Below are 19776 nucleotides of genomic sequence, written 5' to 3'. Positions count from 1 at the left end.
AAGGTCTATTTTGAGGCCTACCATAAGTCATTGTTAATAAAGACAATTATACAAAAAACACTTGTAAGCTATTGATTTTGAAGGAATCCCAAACCGCCACTTTTTCCTTCTTCAACCAGATGACCCCAGCCCGTCGACCCGCACCTTCGGATGGGCGCGCAGCATGTCCAGATAAGCCGGCACGAAGTCCTGCATCGCCTGCCGGTTCGGATACTCGATGATCACGGCGTAATCCCAGCTTTCGGTGGTGGATTCGTCGGCGCGCAGCATGCGGTAGCCGGCGATGCGGCCCTGTTCGAGGGCCTTGGCATCCAGCACCAGCCAGTTCGCCCGCAGGTAGCGTTGCAGACGTTCACGCTGGCCTGGCCGCGCGCGGACAAAGCTGATCGCCCAGACGCTTGCATCGGCTCCCGCCGCCGCCCCGACATTCGATGGTGGCGCGGCCGACGGATTCGCGTCGGGCGCAGCGCTCCCCGATTCGCGGCCGCGCAGTCCGGCACCGACCACGACCGCACCGATGGCGATGCCGGCCAGCAGCGCGATGGCGGGCTTCACGGCCACCGGCGAAACCGGGTCACAGGATGTCGAAACCCAGCACCAGCGCGTCTTCTCGGCCGACCGATGCCGGGTAATAGCCCTTGCGCACGCCGATGCGGGCGAAGCCGACCCCTTCGTACAGCTTCAGCGCCGCCTTGTTCGACTTGCGCACTTCGAGCAGCACGATCGACGCCTGCGCGGCCCGGGCAATCTTCATCAGATGCTTCAGCAGCTTGAGTCCGAAACCCTGCCGCTGCTGGACCGGATCGACGCAGATGTTCAGCACGTGCGCCTCGTCCACCGCCATGCTCATCAGGCCGTAGCCGGCCAGCGCGCCATCGTGGCCCATCAGCACCCAGGCGCTATAGCCCGCCTTCAGGCAATCCTTGAAGATGGTCTCGGTCCACGGAAACTCGTACGCGCGGCGCTCGATGTCGAGCACCTGCGGCAGCAGCGAGATGTCCATCGGGACGATGGCCCAGCCGGGTTTCAGTTGTGCGTTCAAGGACCGCTCGGGCTTCCGGTTCGCGATGCGACTGCATCGGCGCGAAAGCATAGCGGGCACGGCAGGCAGACGACAGGCCGGGGCCGGCCAGAATGGCTCAGCCCTTCGCCAGAAACCGATGCACCTGCTTCAGATCGGCCCAGCTCTTGGCCTTGTCCGACGGGGTGCGCAGCAGGTAGGCCGGGTGATAGCTGATCAGCACCGGCGTGTGCGCCGGGCCGTACGCATGCTGCGGGCCGCGGAGCTTCGACAGCGGCGCCGTGCTGCTCAGCAAGCGCTGCGCGGCGATGCGGCCCAGCGCCAGGATCAGCTTCGGCTGCAGCAGTTCGATCTGGCGGTCGAGAAACGGTCGGCAGGCGGCCACTTCATCGGATTCCGGATCGCGATTGCCGGGCGGCCGGCACTTCACGACATTGGCGATGTAGACGTTGCTGCTGCGGCTGCGGCCGACGCTCTTCAGCATCTCGTCCAGCAGCTTGCCGGCCGCGCCGACAAACGGCTCGCCGCGCGCGTCCTCCTCCGCCCCCGGGCCTTCGCCGATCACCAGCAGCGGCGCATCGGTCGGCCCGACGCCGAACACGGTCTTCGTGCGGGTCTTGCACAGCTTGCAGCGAGTGCAGGTCGACACCGCGTCGGCCAGCCCTTGCCAGTCCGCCGGTGCGACGTAAGCCGGGGCTTCAGGTGCCGTCGGTTCCAGCAGCGACAGCGGTGCCGGATTGGCCGGTGGCGGTGGTGTTCGCGGCGGCGGCATTCGCGCGGCGCGGGATTCCGCTGCCCCGTACGAGGCCCGTTCGACCGGCGCGTCGATGACGGGCGCATCGTCCGCCGCTGGCGACGTGCCGGGTGCGTCACGGCGCGTCCAGACCTCGATGTCGAGCGCTTTCAGCAGACGGTCACGGCGGCGGGCTTCCATCGCCGTACTTTACCGCGCCGCGCTCAGTCGCCGATGAAGCGTGTCGGCGACTGACGCTCACGATTGACGATCAACTGCGTGACGTCCGGCCGCGAGTAATGGCCGGCGGCATCGAAGTTCTGGCGCTCCTCGCGGACGCGCGCCGGATCGAGATCGGCGTAGACGATGGTTTCGATGCCCGCGACCGGCGCTGCCAGCCACTCGCCGTCCGGTCCGGCGATGCAGGTCCCGCCATCGGCCGGCATCGGCGGGCAGGCGGCGAGAATCCGCTCGGCCTGCGGCGTCGAGGCCGGAATGTCTTCGCGCCGCATCAGCCCGGACACCGAGATCACGAACGAGCGCGATTCGCGGGCAATGTGCCGGGTCAGGTCGATCGTGTTGCGGACATTGCCGGGCCAGACCGCGACGTGCAGGTCCTCGCCCTGCCCGTAGAGCGCCGCGCGCGCCAGCGGCATCCAGTTTTCCCAACAGTTCAGGCCGCCGACGGTGAACGCGCCGAGCGCATGCGTGCGCAGGCCATGGCCATCACCCTGTGCCCAGGTCAGCCGTTCCTCGTAGGTCGGCATCAGCTTGCGGTGGATCGAGCCGATGACGCCGTCCGCGCCGATGTAGACCAGCGAGCAGTAGACGCTGTGACCGCTGCGCCCGCCGATGCGGCCACCATCGCGCTCCAGCACGCCGACATAGATCGCGATGCGTCGCCGTGCCGCGAGCGCGCACAGCGAAGCCAGATCGCCGCCACCGTCCGCGGCTGCGCCGATCCGCACCGCCTGATCGACGTAGTGCGCGTGAATCTCCTTCTGGATCGCGCTGTTGAAGCGCGCGCCGTCAGTCAGTTCCAGCCAGAACGGATAGCCCGGCAGGATCGTTTCGCCGAAGCAGACCAACTGCGCGCCGGCATCGGCCGCCTCGTGCACGGCGCGTTCGATCTTGGCGAGTGTCGCTGCGCGATCGAGCCAGACGGGCGCGATCTGGGCGGCGGCGACCCGCAGGCGTGACGATGGCGTGGAAGCGGACATGGCAGGACACCGGCGAAGGAATGGCCGATGGTAGCGAGGTCCGCCGCCCGGCAACGGAGCACGGATCAATGCGTCGATCGTGTCGGAAGCGGAAACGACGAAGCCCCGGCGAACCGGGGCTTCGAGGGAACGACGATAACGAGGCGACTTACGGCGTCGCTTCGAACTCGGCCTTCTGCGGGTTGACGCGCTCGGCTGCATTCTCGAGACGGTTCACGGCGTTGACATAGGCCTTCGCCGAGGCGATCACGATGTCGGTATCGGCTCCGAGACCATTGACCACCCGGCCTTCCTTGGTCAGGCGCACGGTGACTTCGCCCTGGGCGTCGGTGCCGGTGGTGATGTTGTTGACCGAGTACAGCAGCAGCTTCGCCCCGGTGCCGACGCGCTGTTCGATCGCCGCGAACACGGCGTCGACCGGGCCATCGCCGAGCGCTTCGACCTCGCGAATCTCGCCATCGACGCTCAGTGCCACCTTGGCCAGCGGCCGGGTGCCGGTCTTCGACGTCACTTCGAGCCACTGCAGGCTGACTCTATCCTCGACCCGCGCCGCTTCCGCCTGCGTGACCAGCGCCTGCAGGTCCTCGTCGAAGATTTCCTGCTTCTTGTCGGCCAGATCCTTGAACCGGGCGAAGGCTTCCGCCAGTTCGCCATCGGACTTGAACACGTAGCCCAGTTCTTCCAGCCGCGCCCGGAACGCGTTGCGGCCGGACAGCTTGCCGAGGGTCAGCTTGTTCGACGACCAGCCGACATCCTGCGCGCGCATGATCTCGTAGGTTTCGCGGTGCTTCAGCACGCCGTCCTGATGGATGCCGGATTCGTGCGCGAACGCGTTGGCACCGACCACCGCCTTGTTCGGCTGCACCGGATAGCCGGTGATGTTCGACACCAGGCGCGAGCACGGGACGATCTGCGTCGCATCGACCCTTGTCGTGACGTTGAACACGTCCTGCCGGGTGCGGATGGCCATGACGATCTCCTCGACGGCGGCGTTGCCCGCGCGCTCGCCGAGGCCGTTGATCGTGCATTCCACCTGCCGCGCGCCGTTCATCACCGCCGCAAGCGAATTCGCCACCGCCATGCCGAGATCGTTGTGGCAGTGCGTCGACCAGATCACTTGGTCGGCATTCGGCACGCGCTCGATCAAGGTCTTGAAGCGCTCGCCCCACAGGCTCGGAATCATGTAGCCGACGGTGTCCGGCACGTTCAGCGTCGTGGCGCCGGCCTTGATCACCGCTTCGAACACGCGGCACAGGAAGTCGATGTCCGACCGCCCGGCGTCTTCGGCGGAGAACTCGACATCGTCGGTGAAGGTGCGGGCGAACTTGACCGCGGCGACCGCGTTCTCGATCACCTGTTCCGGCGCCATCCGGAGCTTCTTCTCCATGTGGATGGCGCTGGTCGCGATGAAGGTGTGGATGCGCTTGCGCGCCGCTGGTGCCAGCGCTTCGCCGGCGCGGCTGATGTCCGCGGCATTGGCTCGCGCCAGCGAGCAGACGGTGGATTCCTTCACTGCGCGCGCGACGGCCTGCACGGCCGCGAAATCACCCGGGCTGGCGATCGCGAAGCCGGCCTCGATGACATCGACCTTCATCTTCTGCAGCGCAAGCGCGATGCGCACCTTCTCGTCGAGGGTCATCGCCGCGCCGGGCGACTGTTCGCCATCGCGCAGGGTGGTGTCGAAAATGATCAGCTGGTCTTTCATGAGGTTCTCGCAGGGATTCGAGTCATCGGCCACGAACGGCGCTTGGCCGACGTGGCAGACCGGTCCGTTTCGGGCCGGTGGCGGGGTTCAGGCGGGTCTTGTCACGGTTTGGGGCCCCCGTGCGGGCAGGATCGATGGTCTGCCTTACGGCAGAAGTCGAAGCGCGAGCAGCAGCGTGCGGCCGAACGGCGTCGGCGCATCGAACATCGGCTGGCTGGGCGGGAACCGCATGGTGACACGATGATAGTGGAACGCGGCTGCGACGAAAACCCCCGCGGCGGCGCCCACACCGTCATGTCGGCGGTCAGGCGCGCGCGCCGGTCGGCGCGGCCTCGAGGCCGGCCACCTTCCGCAGCACCTTCTCGAAGGTATCGGCCGACTGGCCGCCTTCGACGATGTGGCGGTCGTCGAAGATGATCGCCGGCACGCCGCGGATGCCGCGCTCCAGCCACAGGTTCATCCGTTCGTCGACGTCGTCGAGATAGGTTTCGGTGGTCAGGATCTCGCGGGCACGCTCGCCGTTCAGGCCCGCTTCGACCGCGATCTCGGTCAGCACGTCGGGATCCGACATCGAGCGGCCATCGGTGAAATTGGCCTTGAACAGCGCCTGCTTCAGCAGCAGCGGATTCCCGACTTTCTCCGCCCAGTACATCAGGCGATGGGCATCGAAGGTGTTCCAGATCCGGCTGTCGCGATTCAGGTTGAAGGTCAGCCCGGATTCGGCCGCGATGGCGGTCAGGTTGCGCCGGTTTTCCTCGATCTGCGCCGCGTTCGAGCCGTACTTGTTGGCGATGTGCTCGTTCAGGTTCTCGCCTTCCGGCGGCATGTTGCGGTTCAGCTCGAACGGCTGGAAATGCAGTTCGACCTCCAGCTGATCCTGCAGACGGCCGACGGCTTCGACGAAGCTGGCCAGCCCGATCGCGCACCACGGGCAGGCGACATCGGACACGAAATCGACTTTCAGACGCTTCATCGCAAGGACTCTCCGAACGGGGAGGAGACGCCTCAGACCGGCGCCGGCTTGTTGCGCAGCCGGCGCACAACGGTCGCCGCCGGGCCCGACATCGCATAGATGAAGAAGCCGAGGAGCAGGATCAGCGGCGGATTGATCGAGACCAGCGCCAGCACGCCGATCACCGCGACGAACGGCAGGAAGCGCATGCGCCCGGTCAGGTTCAGCTTCTTGAAGCTGTTGTAGCGGATCGAGCTGACCATCAGCAGTGCCGCCCCGAGGGTGATGATGCTGGCGGGAATCAGCACGTCGAGCCCGCTCAGTTCGTACTTGAACGCGGTCCAGACGAAGAACACGACCACCGCCGCCGCCGCCGGGCTCGGCAAGCCGAAGAAGTCCTTCGAACTGCCGGAGATCGCCGCCAGCACATTGAAGCGCGCCAGCCGCAGCGCCGCGCAGGTGGCGTAGGTCATGGCCAGCACGCCACCGAGCTTGCCGCCGAGCCACTGGTAGTCCGACAGGAACCGCAAGCTGTAGGCGTAGACGACGATGCTGGAGGCGATGCCGAACGCCGCCATGTCGCACAGCGAGTCGTATTCCTTGCCGAAATCGGTCGAGGTGTTCGTCATCCGCGCGATGCGGCCGTCGAGCCCGTCGGCGATCATCGCGAACAGGATGCCGAGCGCCGCGTCGTCGAAATTGCCGTTCATCGACGCCACGATCGCGTAGAACGCGCCGAACAGCGTGCCGGTCGTGAACAGGTTGGGAATCAGATAGATGCCCTTGCGGCGGCGCTTGATCGGGGCTGCGGGTTCCATTTTCTCTCGTCGACCGGCGGAAACAGTCGCGCATCTTACGGTCGGAACGGGGCCGGAGTCAGCGGACCGTGATCGATCAGCCACGGTCCGCCGCTCGAACGATCAGTCGCTCAGTGGCGGGCCCGGTGGGAGTTTGGCTTCCGGCAACACGCTGGCCGCGGCGTCCGGTGCCATCCGGAAGCGGCTCAGCAGGTCGTTGATCAGGCGCGCCTGTGCGCGTTCGTCGTTGCTCGACTTGTTGCTCCCGGTCGACGGCGACGTCTTCGCGATCACGCTGACGTAGTCACCCTGCAGGCGATCGAGCGCAAGCAAGGCGTGGGCGCGAACGGGCGCGCTCGCCGTGCGCGCAAGGCCGATCAGTTTCTGCACCAGGATCACCTGCTGCGCGCGGCGAATCTGGGCGTCGACCGCCGACAGTCCGCGCGTCGTGAACGTGCTCGCGATCAGCCGGTCGATCACCGTGTCGAGCCCCGGCAGCGCCGGATCGCGCGCGGGCTGCTGCGCCAGCCGTGCTGCACGCTCCGGCTGCAGCAGCGCCGACATCGTCATCGTCGATGCCGCGATCGCCGGTGCCAGCGGATCGAAACTCAAGCCGGTGCTGCGCGCGAACAGTTCCCGCGTCGCCGGCCAGCCCGGTGGCCTCGGCGGAATCAGGCTCAGCAGCTTCGGCGAGAGCGCCAGTGCGTCCGGTGCCAGCGTGTCGATCAAGGCATCCAGCGCCCGCTTCTGCTCGGCCGCCGGCACCGGCTGCACCGGCACTTGCCCGTCGCCGCGCACGGCGTAGACATAACGCTGGCCACCGAGCGCCTTCGCGGTCGCGTCGATCTGGTAGCGGTGATACAGGTACAGCGGCACCAGCGCTTCCTCGATCGACGCCAGCGGCCGGCCCTGCCGGATCGCGCGCTCGCCGAAGCGCGCGAGTGCCGCCTTGCGCACCGCCATCATGTGGCGCAGTTCGGCGGATGCGTCGGCGCCGTTGTCCCACAGGCTGACGTCGGGATGCGAAGCCCCGGCGGGACGTGCATCCTCGTCGGTCAGGAAGCCGAGGCCCTGCTTTCGGGCGTCGTCGAGGATGCCGCGCAGCGCGGCCGATTCGTCGGTACCGGACGGGAACTGGCGATAGCCGTAATTGATCGCGACCTTGTCCCAGCGGCCGATCTCGCGGGTATAGCTGCTGGCGAGATCCACCGAGCCGTCGGCGTTCAGGCCGACCACCGGCTGCGGGTAGTCCATGACCGAGGTCCGGCCATCGCGGCTGGCAATGTAGTTGTGCTGCAGGCCCAGCGTGTGGCCGATCTCGTGCGCGGCAAGCTGCGCCAGACGCGCCAACACCAGCTTCTGCAGCTCCGGCGGAATGCCGTTGTCGTCGCCATAAGGCGACAGCAGCCCTTCGGCGATCAGGTAGTCGTAGCGCGCCCGCAGCGAACCCAGGGTGACGTTGCCCTTGATGATTTCGCCGGTACGCGGGTCGTTCACCGGATTGCCGTAGCTCCAGCCGCGCGTCGCGCGGTGCACCCACTGGATGACGTTGATCCGGACATCCAGCGGATCGACACCGTCCGGCATCAACTCGACCTGAAACGCGTTGCGATAGCCGGCCGCCTCGAACGCCTGATTCCACCAGCGTGCGCCTTCCAGCAGCGCCTCGCGGATCGGCGACGGTGCGCCACGGTCCAGGTAATAGACGATCGGCTTCACCGCCTCGCTGACCGCTGCGGTCGGGTCCTTCTTCTCCAGCCGGTGGCGGACCAGCCGGTGCTGGATCAGCGGCTCGCCGACCGCCGTCGCGTAGTCGGCATAGTCGACGGTGATGTAGCCATCGCCCGGCTGCGCCGTGCGCGGCTGATAGCCGGGTTCGGGCAGCGCAATGAACGAATAGCGCTCGCGCAGGCTGATCGAGTCCGGCGTCGGCGTGACGTCCTTGATGAAGTTGCCCGGAGCGTCGCCTTCGAAGGTCAGCGTGGCTTCAATCTCGGTATTGCGCGGGAACGCCTTGGTGCCGGCGAGATAGATCGCGCTGCGCTTCTCGTCGAGCTTGTAGCTGCCCTGCTCCGCCCGCTTGATCGCCGCGATCGCGCCGTGGCCGTCGCGCACCGCGAAATCGGTGGCATCCACGAGCACGCGTGGCCCGTCCTCGGCCACGACCTTGAAGCCGAACAGTACCGACTGCGCGAACGACTGCTCGACCGAGCGCCGCTCGTCCACGTTGTCGGTCATCGCCCGGAAATCCAGATTCGGCTGGATCAACAGCAGCTTGGTGCCGACGCGCTCGAAGCGCACATACCGCGCACTGCCGATCTGGCCGCGATCAAGGCCGACATCGTTCGAGCCGAGTCCCTGGGTCAGCGTGGTCAGGAACAGCAGGCTGAGGTCCGGCTTCGGAATCTCCAGATAGACCTTGCCGTCGGCTGCACTCCAGTACAGCGGCAGGAAGCCGTCAAACTTCTGATACGTCGATGTTTTTGCCGCAATCGACGGCAAGGCTTCCGGACTCTTCGCAGGTCCGTCGGCATCGGCGGCCTGCGTCAGAAGCAGGCTCGCGCCAACCGTCAGTACCAAGGCCCGCACGGAGGACAGCAGCAATCGGAACGACATCGGCACACCACCTGTAGGCGACGGGTCTTGGAGGCCTCAAGGCTAACCTGAGCATTGCGTGCGGCGAAGTCCCGGGGACGAATCGCTGATCGGGCTGCGGCGGGGAGGCCGATCATCGCGGCAACGACAACCATCCGGACCACGCCGTCAGGGAGTTCGAAGCACGGCAAGGCCCGGATCGCGCACTGGAGCTCCCCGGCGCTGGTGGGCGCGCCCCGCTGAAACGAATCAGGGCGCCGAAGCGCCCTGATCCTTGCTGCCGGAACATCGGCCTTGCGCCACAGAAACCATCACGCAAGCCGACTTCGCATGCCGTCGATCCCATTCCGACGGCAGGAATGGGCCTTCGCCGGGTGACTCGCGTCTTCAGTTCTTGGTCTTGTCGACCAGCTTGTTCTTCGCGATCCACGGCATCATCGCGCGCAGGCCGGCACCGACCTGCTCGATCTGATGCTCGGCGCCGAGGCGACGCTTGGCCTTCAGCAGCGGCTGGCCGGCCTGGTTCTCGAGCACGAAATCGCGCGCGAACTTGCCGGTCTGGATGTCGGCGAGGACGCGCTTCATTTCCTGCTTGGTTTCTTCGGTGATGATGCGCGGGCCGGTCACGTAGTCGCCGTACTCGGCGGTGTTCGAGATCGAGTAGCGCATCGTCGCGAGGCCGCCTTCGTACATCAGGTCGACGATCAGCTTCAGTTCGTGCAGGCACTCGAAGTAGGCCATTTCCGGGGCGTAGCCGGCTTCGACCAGCACTTCAAAGCCGGCCTGCACCAGCGCGGAGGCGCCGCCGCAGAGCACGGCCTGCTCGCCGAACAGGTCGGTTTCGGTCTCTTCGCGGAAGTTGGTCTCGATGATGCCGGCGCGACCGCCGCCGTTCGCCGAGGCGTACGACAGCGCGATCTGCTTGGCGGAACCCGAGGCGTCCTGATGCACCGCGATCAGGCTCGGCACGCCGCCGCCCTGGGTGTAGGTCGAACGAACGGTGTGGCCCGGGCCCTTCGGCGCGACCATGATCACGTCGAGATCGGCGCGCGGCTGGATCAGGCCGAAGTGGATGTTGAAGCCGTGGGCGAAGGCCAGAACGCCGCCTTCCTTCAGGTTGTTGACCACGCTCTGTTCATAGATCAGGCGCTGGTCCTGGTCCGGAGCGAGGATCATGACGACATCGGCTTCCTTCACCGCGTCGGCCACTTCGAGCACCTTGAGGCCGGCGTTGGCGGCCTTGACCCAGCTCTTCGAGCTCTTGCGCAGGCCGACGGTGACGTCGACACCGCTGTCCTTGAGGTTCAGCGCGTGGGCGTGGCCCTGCGAGCCGTAGCCGAGGATCGCCACCTTGCGCGACTGGATGATCGAAAGGTCGGCGTCTTTGTCGTAATAAACAGAAATGCTCACAGCGGTTCCCTCGTGATGGGACGGATGAAGCGACTTGCGTCGAAGATGGCTCGAAAGCGGCGCCCGGACGCGGCGCTCAGGCCGGCGCCGACAGGACCGCCGCACCGCGAGCGAGCGCTGCGGTGCCACTGCGGACCAGTTCGAGGACCGGCGCGATGCCCGACAGCTCCGCGAGGAAGCCGTTGACTTCGGCACCGGTGCCGGTGAGCTGCACGGTACGGGTCGTTTCGGTCTCGTCGAGGATCAGGCCGCGGTGACGGCGAACGCAGTCCACGATTTCTCGCGCGCTGCTGCCCTCGACGGCGACCTTCAGCATCACCAGTTCGGCCTCCAGATGATCGGAGCCGGCGAGATCGACGATCTCGACGATTTCGACCAGCTTCCGCGACTGCTTGACGATCTGTTCGACCACGGCATCGCTGCCGTAGGTGACCAGCGTCAGCCGCGACAAGGTCGGATCGTGGGTCGGAGCGACCGACAGCGATTCGATGTTGTAGCCGCGTGCGGAAAACATGCCGGCGACACGCGCCAGCGCGCCCGCTTCGTTCTGAAGCAGGATGGAGATGATGTGGCGTTGATCTTGACGCATAGGGCGCGCACGGTAGCCGCACCGGGCTCCGGACGCAAGACCGCTCGGGGGCGGGAAACGGGTCGAACGTGGTATAAAAGCTACCCTTTTTCGCCCGTATTCCGGGCAGTTGAAGGCCTTTTGGGGGGCCTTCCGCACCACTTTCGAGCCTGAACTCCGATGAACGCCCCGCAGTTGAACGAACTCCAGCATCCCCTCGCCGGCCAGACGATGAGCGGCGCCGACATCATCGTCCAGGTCCTGGCCGATGAGGGTGTTGATGTCGTCTTCGGCTACTCCGGCGGCGCGATTCTCCCCACCTACGACGCGATCTTCCGCTACAACGCGGCTCATCCCGGCCCGAACGGCGTCGATCCGATGCCGCTGATCGTGCCCGCCAACGAGCAGGGTGCCGGTTTCATGGCGGCCGGCTATGCGCGGTCCAGCGGCCGCGTCGGCGTCGCCCTCGTCACCTCCGGCCCGGGTGCGACCAATACCGTGACCCCGGTGCGCGATTCGATGGCCGATTCCTGCCCGATCGTCGTCATCTGCGGGCAGGTGCCGACCTCCGCAATGGGTACCGACGCCTTCCAGGAAGCGCCGATCAGCAACATCATGGGTGCCTGCGCCAAGCACGTGTTTCTGGTCACCGACCCGACCAAGCTCGAAGCGACCGTCCGCACCGCATTCGATCTGGCGCGCACCGGCCGCCCGGGTCCGGTGGTCATCGACGTGCCGAAGGACGTGCAGAACTGGAAGGGCGTGTTCACCGGCCAGCGTGGCGTGGCCGGCCAGCTGCCGATTCCGGGCTATCGCGCGCGCCTGCGCGCGACCGACGATGCCCGGATTGCCGACGCCGACCTCGCCCGCTTCCAGGAACTGCTGGCGCAGGCCAAGCGCCCGCTGATCTACGCCGGTGGCGGCGTGCTGCACGCCGAGGCCTCCAACGCCCTGCGCGCGTTCGCGAACGCCTACCGAATCCCGACGGTGATGACCCTGATGGGTCTCGGCGTCTACGACACCACCGACGAACTGTCGCTGCACATGCTCGGCATGCATGGCACCGCCTACGCCAACTACGCGACCGACGACTGCGACTTCCTGATCGCGATCGGCAGCCGTTTCGACGACCGCGTGGCCGGCGTGCCGGCCAAGTTCGCGCGCAACGCCAAGGTCATCGTCCATCTGGATGTCGATGCCAGCGAGATCAACAAGGTCAAGCGCGTGCAGTGGTCGCACGTCGGCAACCTGAAGGTCGCGCTCGCGCAACTGCTCGAGTACACGAAGGCGAACGGTTTTTCGCCGGACTACAGCGAATGGCACCGCCACATCGCGGACCTCAAGCGCGTGCACGCGATGAACTACGACCGCGCCTCCGCCGCGATCCAGCCCTATGCCGTGATCGAGGCGATCAACAAGATCACCAAGGGCGACGCGATCATCGCGACCGGTGTCGGTCAGCACCAGATGTGGGCCGCGCAGTACTTCGATTTCAAGGAGCCGCGCCTGTGGCTGACGTCCGGCTCGATGGGCACGATGGGCTTCGGTCTGCCGGCGGCGATCGGGGCGCAGTTCGCGAACCCTGACAAGATCGTCGTCGACATCGATGGCGATGCCTCGGTGCGCATGAACATCGGCGAGATGGAAACGATCACCAACTACGGCCTGCCGATCAAGGTCGTGGTGCTGAACAACGCCGGCGACGGCATGGTTCGCCAGTGGCAGAAGCTGTTCCATGAAGGCCGCTTCTCGGGAAGCGACAAGACGCTGCACAAGAAGGACTTCGTGAAGTCGGCGCAGGCTGACGGTTTCGAGTACGCGGTGCAGTTGTCGAACCCGGCCGACATCGACCGCGTGGTCGGCGAATTCGTCGCGTTCCCGGGCCCGGCCTTCCTCGAAGTGGTGATCGACCGCGATGCCGGCGTCTATCCGATGGTCGGCCCCGGCATGAGCTACGCCGAGATGATCACCGGCGACTGGATCGCCTCGCGCGAAGCGCCGAAGGTGCTCGACGTCTCGAAGACCCAGCTGTTCTGATGTTCGAGACCGCGATCGCCTTCCGCTGGCGGAACGGCGCGCTGCATCCGATCGCCCATCCGGCGACGACGCAGCTCGCCCATCTGCTCGGCATCGATCGCCAGAAAGCGGCGGCAGTGCAGAACACCGAGCAGTTTGTCGCCGGCCGGACAGCGAATCACATCCTGCTGACCGGCTCGCGCGGCACCGGCAAGTCGTCGCTGGTGAAAGCGCTGCTGACCGAGTTCGCGCCGCGCGGTCTGCGGCTGGTCGAAGTGCAGCCGCAGGATCTGGTCGATCTGCCGGACGTGGTCGCGCCGCTGCGCGGCCGCCCCGAACGCTTCGTGCTGTACGTCGACGATTTCTCGATTGCCGCGAACGACAAGGCGCTGACCCAGCTCAAGGCTGCGCTCGATGGCGGCATCGAGGAACCGGCCGAGAACGTACTGATCTACGCGACCAGCAACCGCCGGCATCTGACGCCGCAGTTGAAGTCGGACAACGCCGAGCACCGCTGGGAAAACGATGAGCTGAATCCGGGCGAGTCGACCGAGGAAAAGGTTGCGCTGTCGGAGCGCTTCGGACTGTGGCTGAGCTTTCAGCCGTTCACGCAGACGCAATACATCGAGGCCGTGAAGCTGCATCTGGCGCGGCTAGGCGTCAGCACGTGGTCGGACGAACTCAAGGTGCTGGCGCAGCGCTGGGCCTTGAATCGCGCGTCGCGCTCGGGGCGGGTGGCCTACCAGTTCGCACGGGATTACGCCGGACGGAACTGACCGCGCTGCCTTGACCGGCAAGATGGTCGGCGTCGCGCCCGGCGCTGGATCGCTGAGACACGATCCCCGACCGAGCGCGGGGTTGCGACGGGGTGGTCGGGTCTCGATTCCTGACGCGGCAGCCTCAGCCCAGCATCGCCTTCACTTTCGCCACGTACTGCGTCATCGCGGCCTCGGTCGACGTGCCCTTGAGCTTGGCCCAGGCGTCGTACTTGGCGCGGTTGACCATGTCCAGCATGCCCGGACGGGTGCCGCTGACATCACCGGCGGAACCCTGCTTGAACAGCGCATACAAGGTCAGGAGGTCTTCGTTGCTCGGGCGCTTGGTCAGCGTCTTGACGTCGATCTGGGCTTGGGCGAACGCGGCTTGGATATCGGCCATTTTTCTTCTCAGTGGGATTGGGTGAACAACTGTTTATAACAGTGCAGCAGGCCGCGATTCAAACCGACTCGGATGCCTTGCGCACGAGGGTCACAAAACGGAACGGCAGCGCGTGACGATCATCGGCAGCGTGGTCTTCGACCGCGGTCTGCCGCCACTGCGTGTCGTCGAGCGGCGGGAAATAGGTGTCGCCGGCGACTTCGGCGAGCACGTCGGTCAGTTCCAGCCGGGTCGCGAACGGCAAGGTCTGCCGATACAGCTCGGCGCCTCCGATCACCACGAGTTCCCGGCCCTGCGCGGCATTCAGCGCCTGGTCGAGCGTGCCGAACACGGTGGCGCCAGGCGCGACGAATGCGGGATCGCGAGTCAGCACCCAGTTGTCGCGATCCGGCAGAGGCCGGCCCAGCGACACCCAGGTCTTGCGGCCCATCAGCACGGTCTTTCCAACGGTCAGGCGCTTGAAGCGCTTGAGATCGTCCGGCAACCGCCACGGCAGGTCGCCATCGCGGCCGATCACGCGGTTCTGCGCGAGTGCCGCGATCAGCACCAGCGGGCTGTTCGGGTTTTGAGTCATTTCGCCGCCGTGCGATCGAGCACGTCGATGATTTCCTTCGTGACCAGATCGGGGCGGTTCCACAGCACGAAGTGGCCCTGATCGGGGACGACGACGACCTTGCCGTTCGGCTTCGGCAGCACCTTCTCGGCATAGGCGGCGGTGCGCGGGTCCACCAGTTCGTCCTTCGCGCCCTGCACCACCGTGATCGGCATCTTCAGGCTCGACCAGCGCGGCGTCTGCTTGTTCAGCTCATCGACCAGCACCAGCAGCTCCTCGTTCGACCACGCGAATTCGTTCGGCGCGATCGCCTTGACCAGCCAGAACGTCATCGCGACGTTGTACCAGCGCGGCTGCTCGGTATTCGGATCGATCGACGGCGCCACCAGCACCGCGCCACGGACCAGCTGCGGGTAGCGCATCGCCAGTTCGGCACCGATCGGCCCGCCGAGCGAGTGGCCGACGATGATCGTCGGCGCGCCCGGACCATCGAGCAGCGGCGCCAGCAGGCGCGCCTGCTCACCGAGCTGCGGCGCCGTCTTGCCGGGATTCGACGCGCCGAAGCCCGGGCGGTCGACGGCGATCAGCGTCGCGCGCTTCTGCAGCTCGGGATCGGCCAGGTAATGCGCCCAGGCCTTCCAGTCGCCCGGCGTGCCGTGCAGGAAGACGATGCGGGCCGGACCGCCGGCCACCTGCCAGTAATGGATCTCGCGATCGTCGATCTGGTAGCTGTGTTCGACCGGCTTCGGGCCATTCGGAAACAGTTCGTCGACCGCCCCGCGCGGATACGGCGGGTTCTTGGCCGCGGCCTGAAAGCACGCGAAGATCAGGCTGGCCGTGATCAAGCCTTTGAATTTCATGCGAAAACGTCCCTGATGACAGCGCCGGAATACAGTCAGACCGCGACCGGCGCCTTGATGTGCGGATGCGGCTCGTAGCCGGACAGCACGAAATCCTGCAGCGTGAATCCGAACAGATCGGTGACAGCCGGGTTCAGCGTCATCGTCGGCAACGGCTTCGGCTCGCGGGTCAGCTGCAGGCGCGCCTGTTCGAGATGGTTCGAATACAGATGGCAATCGCCGCCGGTCCAGACGAAATCGCCGGGCTTGAGGCCGCAGACCTGCGCGATCATCAGGGTCAGCAGCGCGTAGCTGGCAATGTTGAACGGCACGCCGAGGAAGATGTCGGCGCTGCGCTGGTACAGCTGGCAGCTCAGTTTCCCGTCGGCCACGTAGAACTGGAACAGCGCGTGGCATGGCATCAGTGCCATCTGGCCCAGTTCGCCGACATTCCAGGCCGAGACCATCAGCCGGCGCGAGTCCGGGGTCTTCCGGATCTGCTCGACCACGTCCTTGATCTGGTCGATGTGCCGGCCGTCGGCGGTCGGCCACGACCGCCACTGCCGTCCATAGACCGGGCCCAACTCGCCGTTCGCGTCGGCCCACTCGTCCCAGATCGACACGCCGTGCTCCTTCAGGAACGCGGTGTTGGTGTCGCCGCGCAGGAACCACAGCAGTTCGACCGCGATCGACTTCAGGTGCAGCTTCTTGGTCGTGACCATCGGGAAGCCGTGGCCGAGGTCGAAACGCATCTGGTGGCCGAAGATGGAGCGGGTGCCGGTGCCGGTGCGGTCGGTCTTTTCCGTGCCAGCCTCCAGAACAAGCTTCATCAAATCAAGATATTGGCGCACAGACTTAATCCTGATTGCGACGGTAGCCGATGAACATGAACGCAGCCCCGAGTACCAGCATCGGCACGCACAGCTGCATGCCCATCGTGAACCAGCCACTGCCGTAGAGGTAGCCGAGCTGCGCGTCGGGCACGCGGACGAACTCGACGGCGAAGCGGAAACTGCCGTACAGGATCAGGAACAGGCCGCTGATCGCCATTCGCGGCCGCGGCTTCGAGCCGAACCACCACAGGATCAGCAGCATCGCCAGACCTTCAAGGCCGGCTTCATAGAGCATGCTCGGATGGCGCGGCACGCCATCCTTCAACTGCGGGAAGACCATGCCCCACGGCAGCGTCGTCGGCGCGCCGTACAGCTCGCCGTTGATGAAGTTGCCGATGCGCCCGGTCAGCAGCCCGAACGGCACGGTGACGGCGATGAAGTCGGTCACCGTCCAGAAACTCAAGCCGTTCTGGATCGCGTAGACCTGCATCGCCACCAGCACGCCGAGCAGGCCGCCATGGAACGACATGCCGCCTTCCCAAATCCGGAAGATCACCAGCGGGTCGCTGAGGAAGATCAGATGACCCGTGTCGTCGACGTTGTAGAAGAACGTGTAGCCGATGCGCCCGCCGAGGATCACGCCGATGACGCCGTAGAACAGCACGTCGGACACCCGTTCCGGCGTCCAGAAGCGCAGCCACGGGTAGCGGCCGCGCCGCGTGCTCAGCCAATAAAATCCTGCAAAACCCAGCAGATACGTGATTCCGTACCAGTGAATCTTGATCGGCCCGAGGGCCAGCGCGACCTTGTCGAATTCGGGATGGACGAGCATGCGGGGCGGTGTTCCGTGGATGCCGGATTCTAGGCGACCTGCTCGTTGATCGCGGTGACGACAAAACCCTTCAGGTAGCGTGTCTCCGGAATCGCCGGGTGTACCGGATGATCCGGGCCCTGCTCCAGCGTTTCGAGGATCTGCAGGCGCTTCGCCGCAGCCCGTGATTCCCGCAGCAGCACGCGCTGCAGTTCGTCGGCCGCCAGATGGTGCGAGCACGAGCACGACACCAGCACGCCGCCGGGCGTCAGCAGGTTGATCGCCGCCCGGTTCAGGCGCCCGTACAGGCCAAGGCCTTCCTCGTGATCCCGCTTGCGCTTGATCAGCGCTGGCGGATCGACCACGACGACATCGAAGCGGCGGCCGTCGAGTGCCATCTGTTTCATCACGTCCAGCGCGTCGCCTTTCACCGTTTCCAGCGCCTTGCCATTCAGCTCGGCATTGCGCGCGGCTGCGGCCAGCGCCGGTGCCGAAGAATCGACACAGGTCGCGGACGCCGCACCGTGGCCGAGACCGCGCAGCGCCCAGCCACCCGCGTACGAGAAGACATCGAGCACGGTCGAATCGGGCTTGATGTAGCGGCTCAGGCGATCGCGGTTGTCGCGCTGATCGAAGAACCAGCCGGTCTTCTGGCCGCCACGCATCGCGACTTCGAATTTCACGCCGGATTCGTCGATGACCACCGTTTCCGGCACGTCGCCGACTTCCTCGACGTACAGCGGCAGGTTCTCGGCTTCACGCGACGCGCTGTCATTGCGCAGCACGATGCCGCGCGGCGAGAACGTCGCTTGCAGCGCTTCGATCAGACGCGCCTTGAGATGCTCCATCCCGGCCGTGCCGATCTGCACCACGAGGACATCGCCATAGCGATCGACCACCAGACCCGGCAGGCCATCGGCTTCGCCGAACACAAGCCGGTAGTACGGCTCGTCGTAGAGCTTTTGCCGCAGTGCAGCAGCCGCCTGCAGGCGTCGCGACAGCCAGTCGGCGTCGAACACGGCATCGTACTGGCCGGTCAGCAGGCGGCCGCACAGCAGGGCACCCGGATTGATGTAGCCGGCGCCGATCGGCTTGCCGCGACCGTCCTCGAAGCGGCACAGGCTGCCGGCCACCACGCCCTTGATCGGCGTGCGGGCGGTATCGATTTCGTTGGAGTAGATCCACAGGTGGCCGGCGCGCAGGCGACGGTCCTCCTGCGGCTTCAGGCGGATGATCAGATTGGACAAGGGAGCGTTCGCGTGATGACCGAGGACAGGGTGTCATCGGAAAGGTGTGTGACGTATCATACCGGGCATCTGACGATAGACCTGTACCGCGGCGCTCCGGACCTGATCCGGCACTGGGATGAGGCCATCTTGGCCGGCAGCCGGCGGACTTGAGAGCGAGATTGCAGAGTGGAATTTCTGACTTCCTATTCACCGCAAACCTGGGCGTTCGGCATCTACGTCGGCGCCGTGCTGTTCGTCGTCGTGCTGATGGTGACGCTGTCCTCGGTGCTCGGCAGCCGCAACAACGGCCGCGCCAAGAACGAGGCCTTCGAGTCCGGCGTGGTCGGCGTCGGCGGCGGTCACCTGCGCTTCTCCGCGAAGTTCTATCTGGTCGCGATGTTCTTCGTGCTGTTCGATCTCGAAGCCGTCTTCCTGTACGCCTGGGCCGTGTCGATCCGCGAAAGCGGCTGGGCCGGCTACATCGAGGCGACGATTTTCATCGTGGTGCTGCTGATCGGTCTCGCCTACATCTGGCGCCTCGGCGGCCTGGACTGGGCACCGAAGACCCGCGCCGGCCGCCGCAGCCTGCCGCAGCTTGATCCGCCGGCAGATGTCGTGCTGCCGCCAGCCCCGAATCCGGTCAAAAACTGAGAACTCTGTCGGACCATGGAATACGCTCTCAAGCGAATCGACAAGAACGGCCAGACCCACTCCCCGACCCCGCCCGGCGTCAATGCCGGCGAGGGCTACATCGAGGACGAAGTCAGCAAGAACATCGTCCTGACCAAGCTGTCCGACCTGGTCAACTGGAGTCGCAAGAACTCCATCTGGCCTTACAACTTCGGCATCTCGTGCTGCTACGTCGAGATGGCGACGGCCTTCACCGCCGTGCACGACCTCGCCCGCTTCGGTTCGGAAGTCATCCGCGCGTCACCGCGCCAGGCCGATCTCATCGTCATCGCCGGCACCTGCTTCCAGAAGATGGCACCGGTCGTGCAGCGCCTGTACGAGCAGATGCTTGAACCGCGCTGGGTGATCTCGATGGGCTCCTGCGCCAACTCCGGCGGCATGTACGACATCTACTCGGTGGTTCAGGGTGTCGACAAGTTCCTGCCGGTCGATGTCTACATCCCGGGCTGCCCGCCGCGTCCTGAAGCCTTCCTGCAGGCGCTGCTGCTGTTGCAGGACTCGATCACCGCCGAGCAGCGCCCGCTGTCGTGGGTGGTGGGTGATCAGGGCGTCTATCGCAAGCCGATGCCGGCCGAGCGTGATCGCAAGCAGGCGGAGCGCAATGCGCAGACGATCCTGCGTGCCCCCGATTCCGTCTGAGGCGCCT

Annotated in this window: 20 protein-coding genes; 4 read left to right on the top strand and 16 right to left on the bottom strand. The window is 65.8% G+C overall.

Translation table 11 applies throughout. The features are described 5' to 3' along the window. Positions 1-111: 111 nt before the first annotated feature. The 10 genes from QZ951_RS05390 to ilvN form a co-directional block, all read right to left on the bottom strand. The gene (locus QZ951_RS05390; RefSeq protein ID WP_292999348.1) at positions 112-561 is read right to left on the bottom strand and encodes a hypothetical protein; all 450 of its coding nucleotides are present in this window, start codon (positions 559-561) and stop codon (positions 112-114) included. A 13-nt stretch (positions 562-574) separates the two neighbouring features. Further along, positions 575-1042 (bottom strand): ribosomal protein S18-alanine N-acetyltransferase, encoded by a 468-nt coding sequence (gene rimI / locus QZ951_RS05385; protein WP_292999346.1) that lies wholly within the window; start codon positions 1040-1042, stop codon positions 575-577. Between the two features lie 97 nt (positions 1043-1139). Next, the gene (locus QZ951_RS05380; protein ID WP_292999344.1) at positions 1140-1955 is read right to left on the bottom strand and encodes a uracil-DNA glycosylase; all 816 of its coding nucleotides are present in this window, start codon (positions 1953-1955) and stop codon (positions 1140-1142) included. Between the two features lie 23 nt (positions 1956-1978). Further along, on the bottom strand, positions 1979-2974 hold the full coding sequence (locus tag QZ951_RS05375) for a carbon-nitrogen hydrolase family protein (RefSeq protein WP_292999342.1): 996 nt from the start codon (positions 2972-2974) through the stop codon (positions 1979-1981). Between the two features lie 148 nt (positions 2975-3122). After that, positions 3123-4679 carry a 2-isopropylmalate synthase gene (locus QZ951_RS05370; protein WP_292999340.1) on the bottom strand — a complete coding sequence of 519 codons (1557 nt, stop codon included), beginning with the start codon at positions 4677-4679 and terminating at the stop codon, positions 3123-3125. 304 nt (positions 4680-4983) lie between these two features. After that, entirely contained in the window at positions 4984-5652 is a 669-nt protein-coding gene (locus QZ951_RS05365; RefSeq protein WP_292999338.1) for a DsbA family oxidoreductase, read from the bottom strand. Between the two features lie 32 nt (positions 5653-5684). Further along, entirely contained in the window at positions 5685-6449 is a 765-nt protein-coding gene (locus QZ951_RS05360) for a phosphatidylcholine/phosphatidylserine synthase (RefSeq protein ID WP_292999336.1), read from the bottom strand. Positions 6450-6551: 102 nt separating this feature from the next. Beyond that, positions 6552-9044 (bottom strand): zinc-dependent metalloprotease, encoded by a 2493-nt coding sequence (locus tag QZ951_RS05355; RefSeq protein ID WP_292999334.1) that lies wholly within the window; start codon positions 9042-9044, stop codon positions 6552-6554. Positions 9045-9410: 366 nt separating this feature from the next. Beyond that, a complete protein-coding gene (gene ilvC / locus QZ951_RS05350; protein ID WP_292999354.1) occupies positions 9411-10427 on the bottom strand; it encodes a ketol-acid reductoisomerase in 1017 nt (338 codons plus the stop codon). A gap of 82 nt (positions 10428-10509) precedes the next feature. Continuing rightward, positions 10510-11022, bottom strand: coding sequence for an acetolactate synthase small subunit (gene ilvN / locus QZ951_RS05345; RefSeq protein ID WP_292999332.1), 513 nt, complete (start codon positions 11020-11022; stop codon positions 10510-10512). Positions 11023-11181: 159 nt separating this feature from the next. On the opposite strand from ilvN, the gene ilvB reads away from it, so the two are divergent. After that, complete coding sequence (ilvB, locus tag QZ951_RS05340; RefSeq protein WP_292999330.1) at positions 11182-13038, top strand: biosynthetic-type acetolactate synthase large subunit; 1857 nt, start codon at positions 11182-11184, stop codon at positions 13036-13038. Next, positions 13038-13793, top strand: a complete 756-nt coding sequence (locus tag QZ951_RS05335; protein ID WP_292999328.1) for an ATP-binding protein — start codon at positions 13038-13040, stop codon at positions 13791-13793. The genes ilvB and QZ951_RS05335 overlap by 1 nt, the downstream gene beginning before the upstream one ends. Before the next feature lie 124 nt (positions 13794-13917). Here QZ951_RS05335 and QZ951_RS05330 read toward each other — a convergent pair whose 3' ends face one another. The 6 genes from QZ951_RS05330 to QZ951_RS05305 are packed head-to-tail and all read right to left on the bottom strand — an operon-like array spanning position 13918 to position 18458. Further along, positions 13918-14175, bottom strand: a complete 258-nt coding sequence (locus QZ951_RS05330; protein ID WP_292999326.1) for an acyl-CoA-binding protein — start codon at positions 14173-14175, stop codon at positions 13918-13920. 58 nt (positions 14176-14233) lie between these two features. Beyond that, positions 14234-14749, bottom strand: a complete 516-nt coding sequence (locus QZ951_RS05325; RefSeq protein WP_292999324.1) for a dihydrofolate reductase — start codon at positions 14747-14749, stop codon at positions 14234-14236. Next, the gene (locus QZ951_RS05320) at positions 14746-15588 is read right to left on the bottom strand and encodes an alpha/beta hydrolase (RefSeq protein WP_292999322.1); all 843 of its coding nucleotides are present in this window, start codon (positions 15586-15588) and stop codon (positions 14746-14748) included. Before QZ951_RS05320 ends, QZ951_RS05325 begins: the two co-directional genes overlap by 4 nt. 35 nt (positions 15589-15623) lie before the next feature. Further along, complete coding sequence (locus tag QZ951_RS05315; RefSeq protein ID WP_292999320.1) at positions 15624-16418, bottom strand: thymidylate synthase; 795 nt, start codon at positions 16416-16418, stop codon at positions 15624-15626. Between the two features lie 4 nt (positions 16419-16422). Next, positions 16423-17232 (bottom strand): prolipoprotein diacylglyceryl transferase, encoded by an 810-nt coding sequence (gene lgt, locus QZ951_RS05310; protein ID WP_292999318.1) that lies wholly within the window; start codon positions 17230-17232, stop codon positions 16423-16425. A 29-nt stretch (positions 17233-17261) separates the two neighbouring features. After that, a complete protein-coding gene (locus QZ951_RS05305) occupies positions 17262-18458 on the bottom strand; it encodes a class I SAM-dependent rRNA methyltransferase (RefSeq protein WP_292999316.1) in 1197 nt (398 codons plus the stop codon). Positions 18459-18635: 177 nt separating this feature from the next. Between QZ951_RS05305 and ndhC the strand changes: the two genes are divergently transcribed. Together ndhC and QZ951_RS05295 are read left to right on the top strand one after the other, a co-directional pair. Continuing rightward, positions 18636-19091, top strand: coding sequence for an NADH-quinone oxidoreductase subunit A (gene ndhC, locus QZ951_RS05300; RefSeq protein WP_366943813.1), 456 nt, complete (start codon positions 18636-18638; stop codon positions 19089-19091). Positions 19092-19106: 15 nt separating this feature from the next. After that, complete coding sequence (locus QZ951_RS05295) at positions 19107-19769, top strand: NADH-quinone oxidoreductase subunit B family protein (protein WP_292999314.1); 663 nt, start codon at positions 19107-19109, stop codon at positions 19767-19769. Positions 19770-19776 lie beyond the last annotated feature (7 nt).

The organism is Nevskia sp., assembly GCF_021732705.1.
In the GTDB taxonomy this organism is placed as follows: domain Bacteria; phylum Pseudomonadota; class Gammaproteobacteria; order Nevskiales; family Nevskiaceae; genus Nevskia.
Note: the sequence above shows the minus strand (reverse complement) of the source record. Positions and strands in the feature narration are given on the sequence as shown.

Excerpts from the sequence above, each read along its gene's own strand:
- QZ951_RS05380 (WP_292999344.1), bottom strand. The coding sequence starts at position 1,955 with ATGGAAGCCCGCCGCCGTGACCGTCTGCTGAAAGCGCTCGACATCGAG.
- QZ951_RS05375 (WP_292999342.1), bottom strand. The coding sequence starts at position 2,974 with ATGTCCGCTTCCACGCCATCGTCACGCCTGCGGGTCGCCGCCGCCCAG.
- QZ951_RS05370 (WP_292999340.1), bottom strand. The coding sequence starts at position 4,679 with ATGAAAGACCAGCTGATCATTTTCGACACCACCCTGCGCGATGGCGAA.
- QZ951_RS05365 (WP_292999338.1), bottom strand. The coding sequence starts at position 5,652 with ATGAAGCGTCTGAAAGTCGATTTCGTGTCCGATGTCGCCTGCCCGTGG.
- QZ951_RS05360 (WP_292999336.1), bottom strand. The coding sequence starts at position 6,449 with ATGGAACCCGCAGCCCCGATCAAGCGCCGCCGCAAGGGCATCTATCTG.
- QZ951_RS05355 (WP_292999334.1), bottom strand. The coding sequence starts at position 9,044 with ATGTCGTTCCGATTGCTGCTGTCCTCCGTGCGGGCCTTGGTACTGACG.
- ilvN (WP_292999332.1), bottom strand. The coding sequence starts at position 11,022 with ATGCGTCAAGATCAACGCCACATCATCTCCATCCTGCTTCAGAACGAA.
- ilvB (WP_292999330.1), top strand. The coding sequence starts at position 11,182 with ATGAACGCCCCGCAGTTGAACGAACTCCAGCATCCCCTCGCCGGCCAG.
- QZ951_RS05335 (WP_292999328.1), top strand. The coding sequence starts at position 13,038 with ATGTTCGAGACCGCGATCGCCTTCCGCTGGCGGAACGGCGCGCTGCAT.
- QZ951_RS05330 (WP_292999326.1), bottom strand. The coding sequence starts at position 14,175 with ATGGCCGATATCCAAGCCGCGTTCGCCCAAGCCCAGATCGACGTCAAG.
- QZ951_RS05325 (WP_292999324.1), bottom strand. The coding sequence starts at position 14,749 with ATGACTCAAAACCCGAACAGCCCGCTGGTGCTGATCGCGGCACTCGCG.
- QZ951_RS05320 (WP_292999322.1), bottom strand. The coding sequence starts at position 15,588 with ATGAAATTCAAAGGCTTGATCACGGCCAGCCTGATCTTCGCGTGCTTT.
- lgt (WP_292999318.1), bottom strand. The coding sequence starts at position 17,232 with ATGCTCGTCCATCCCGAATTCGACAAGGTCGCGCTGGCCCTCGGGCCG.
- QZ951_RS05295 (WP_292999314.1), top strand. The coding sequence starts at position 19,107 with ATGGAATACGCTCTCAAGCGAATCGACAAGAACGGCCAGACCCACTCC.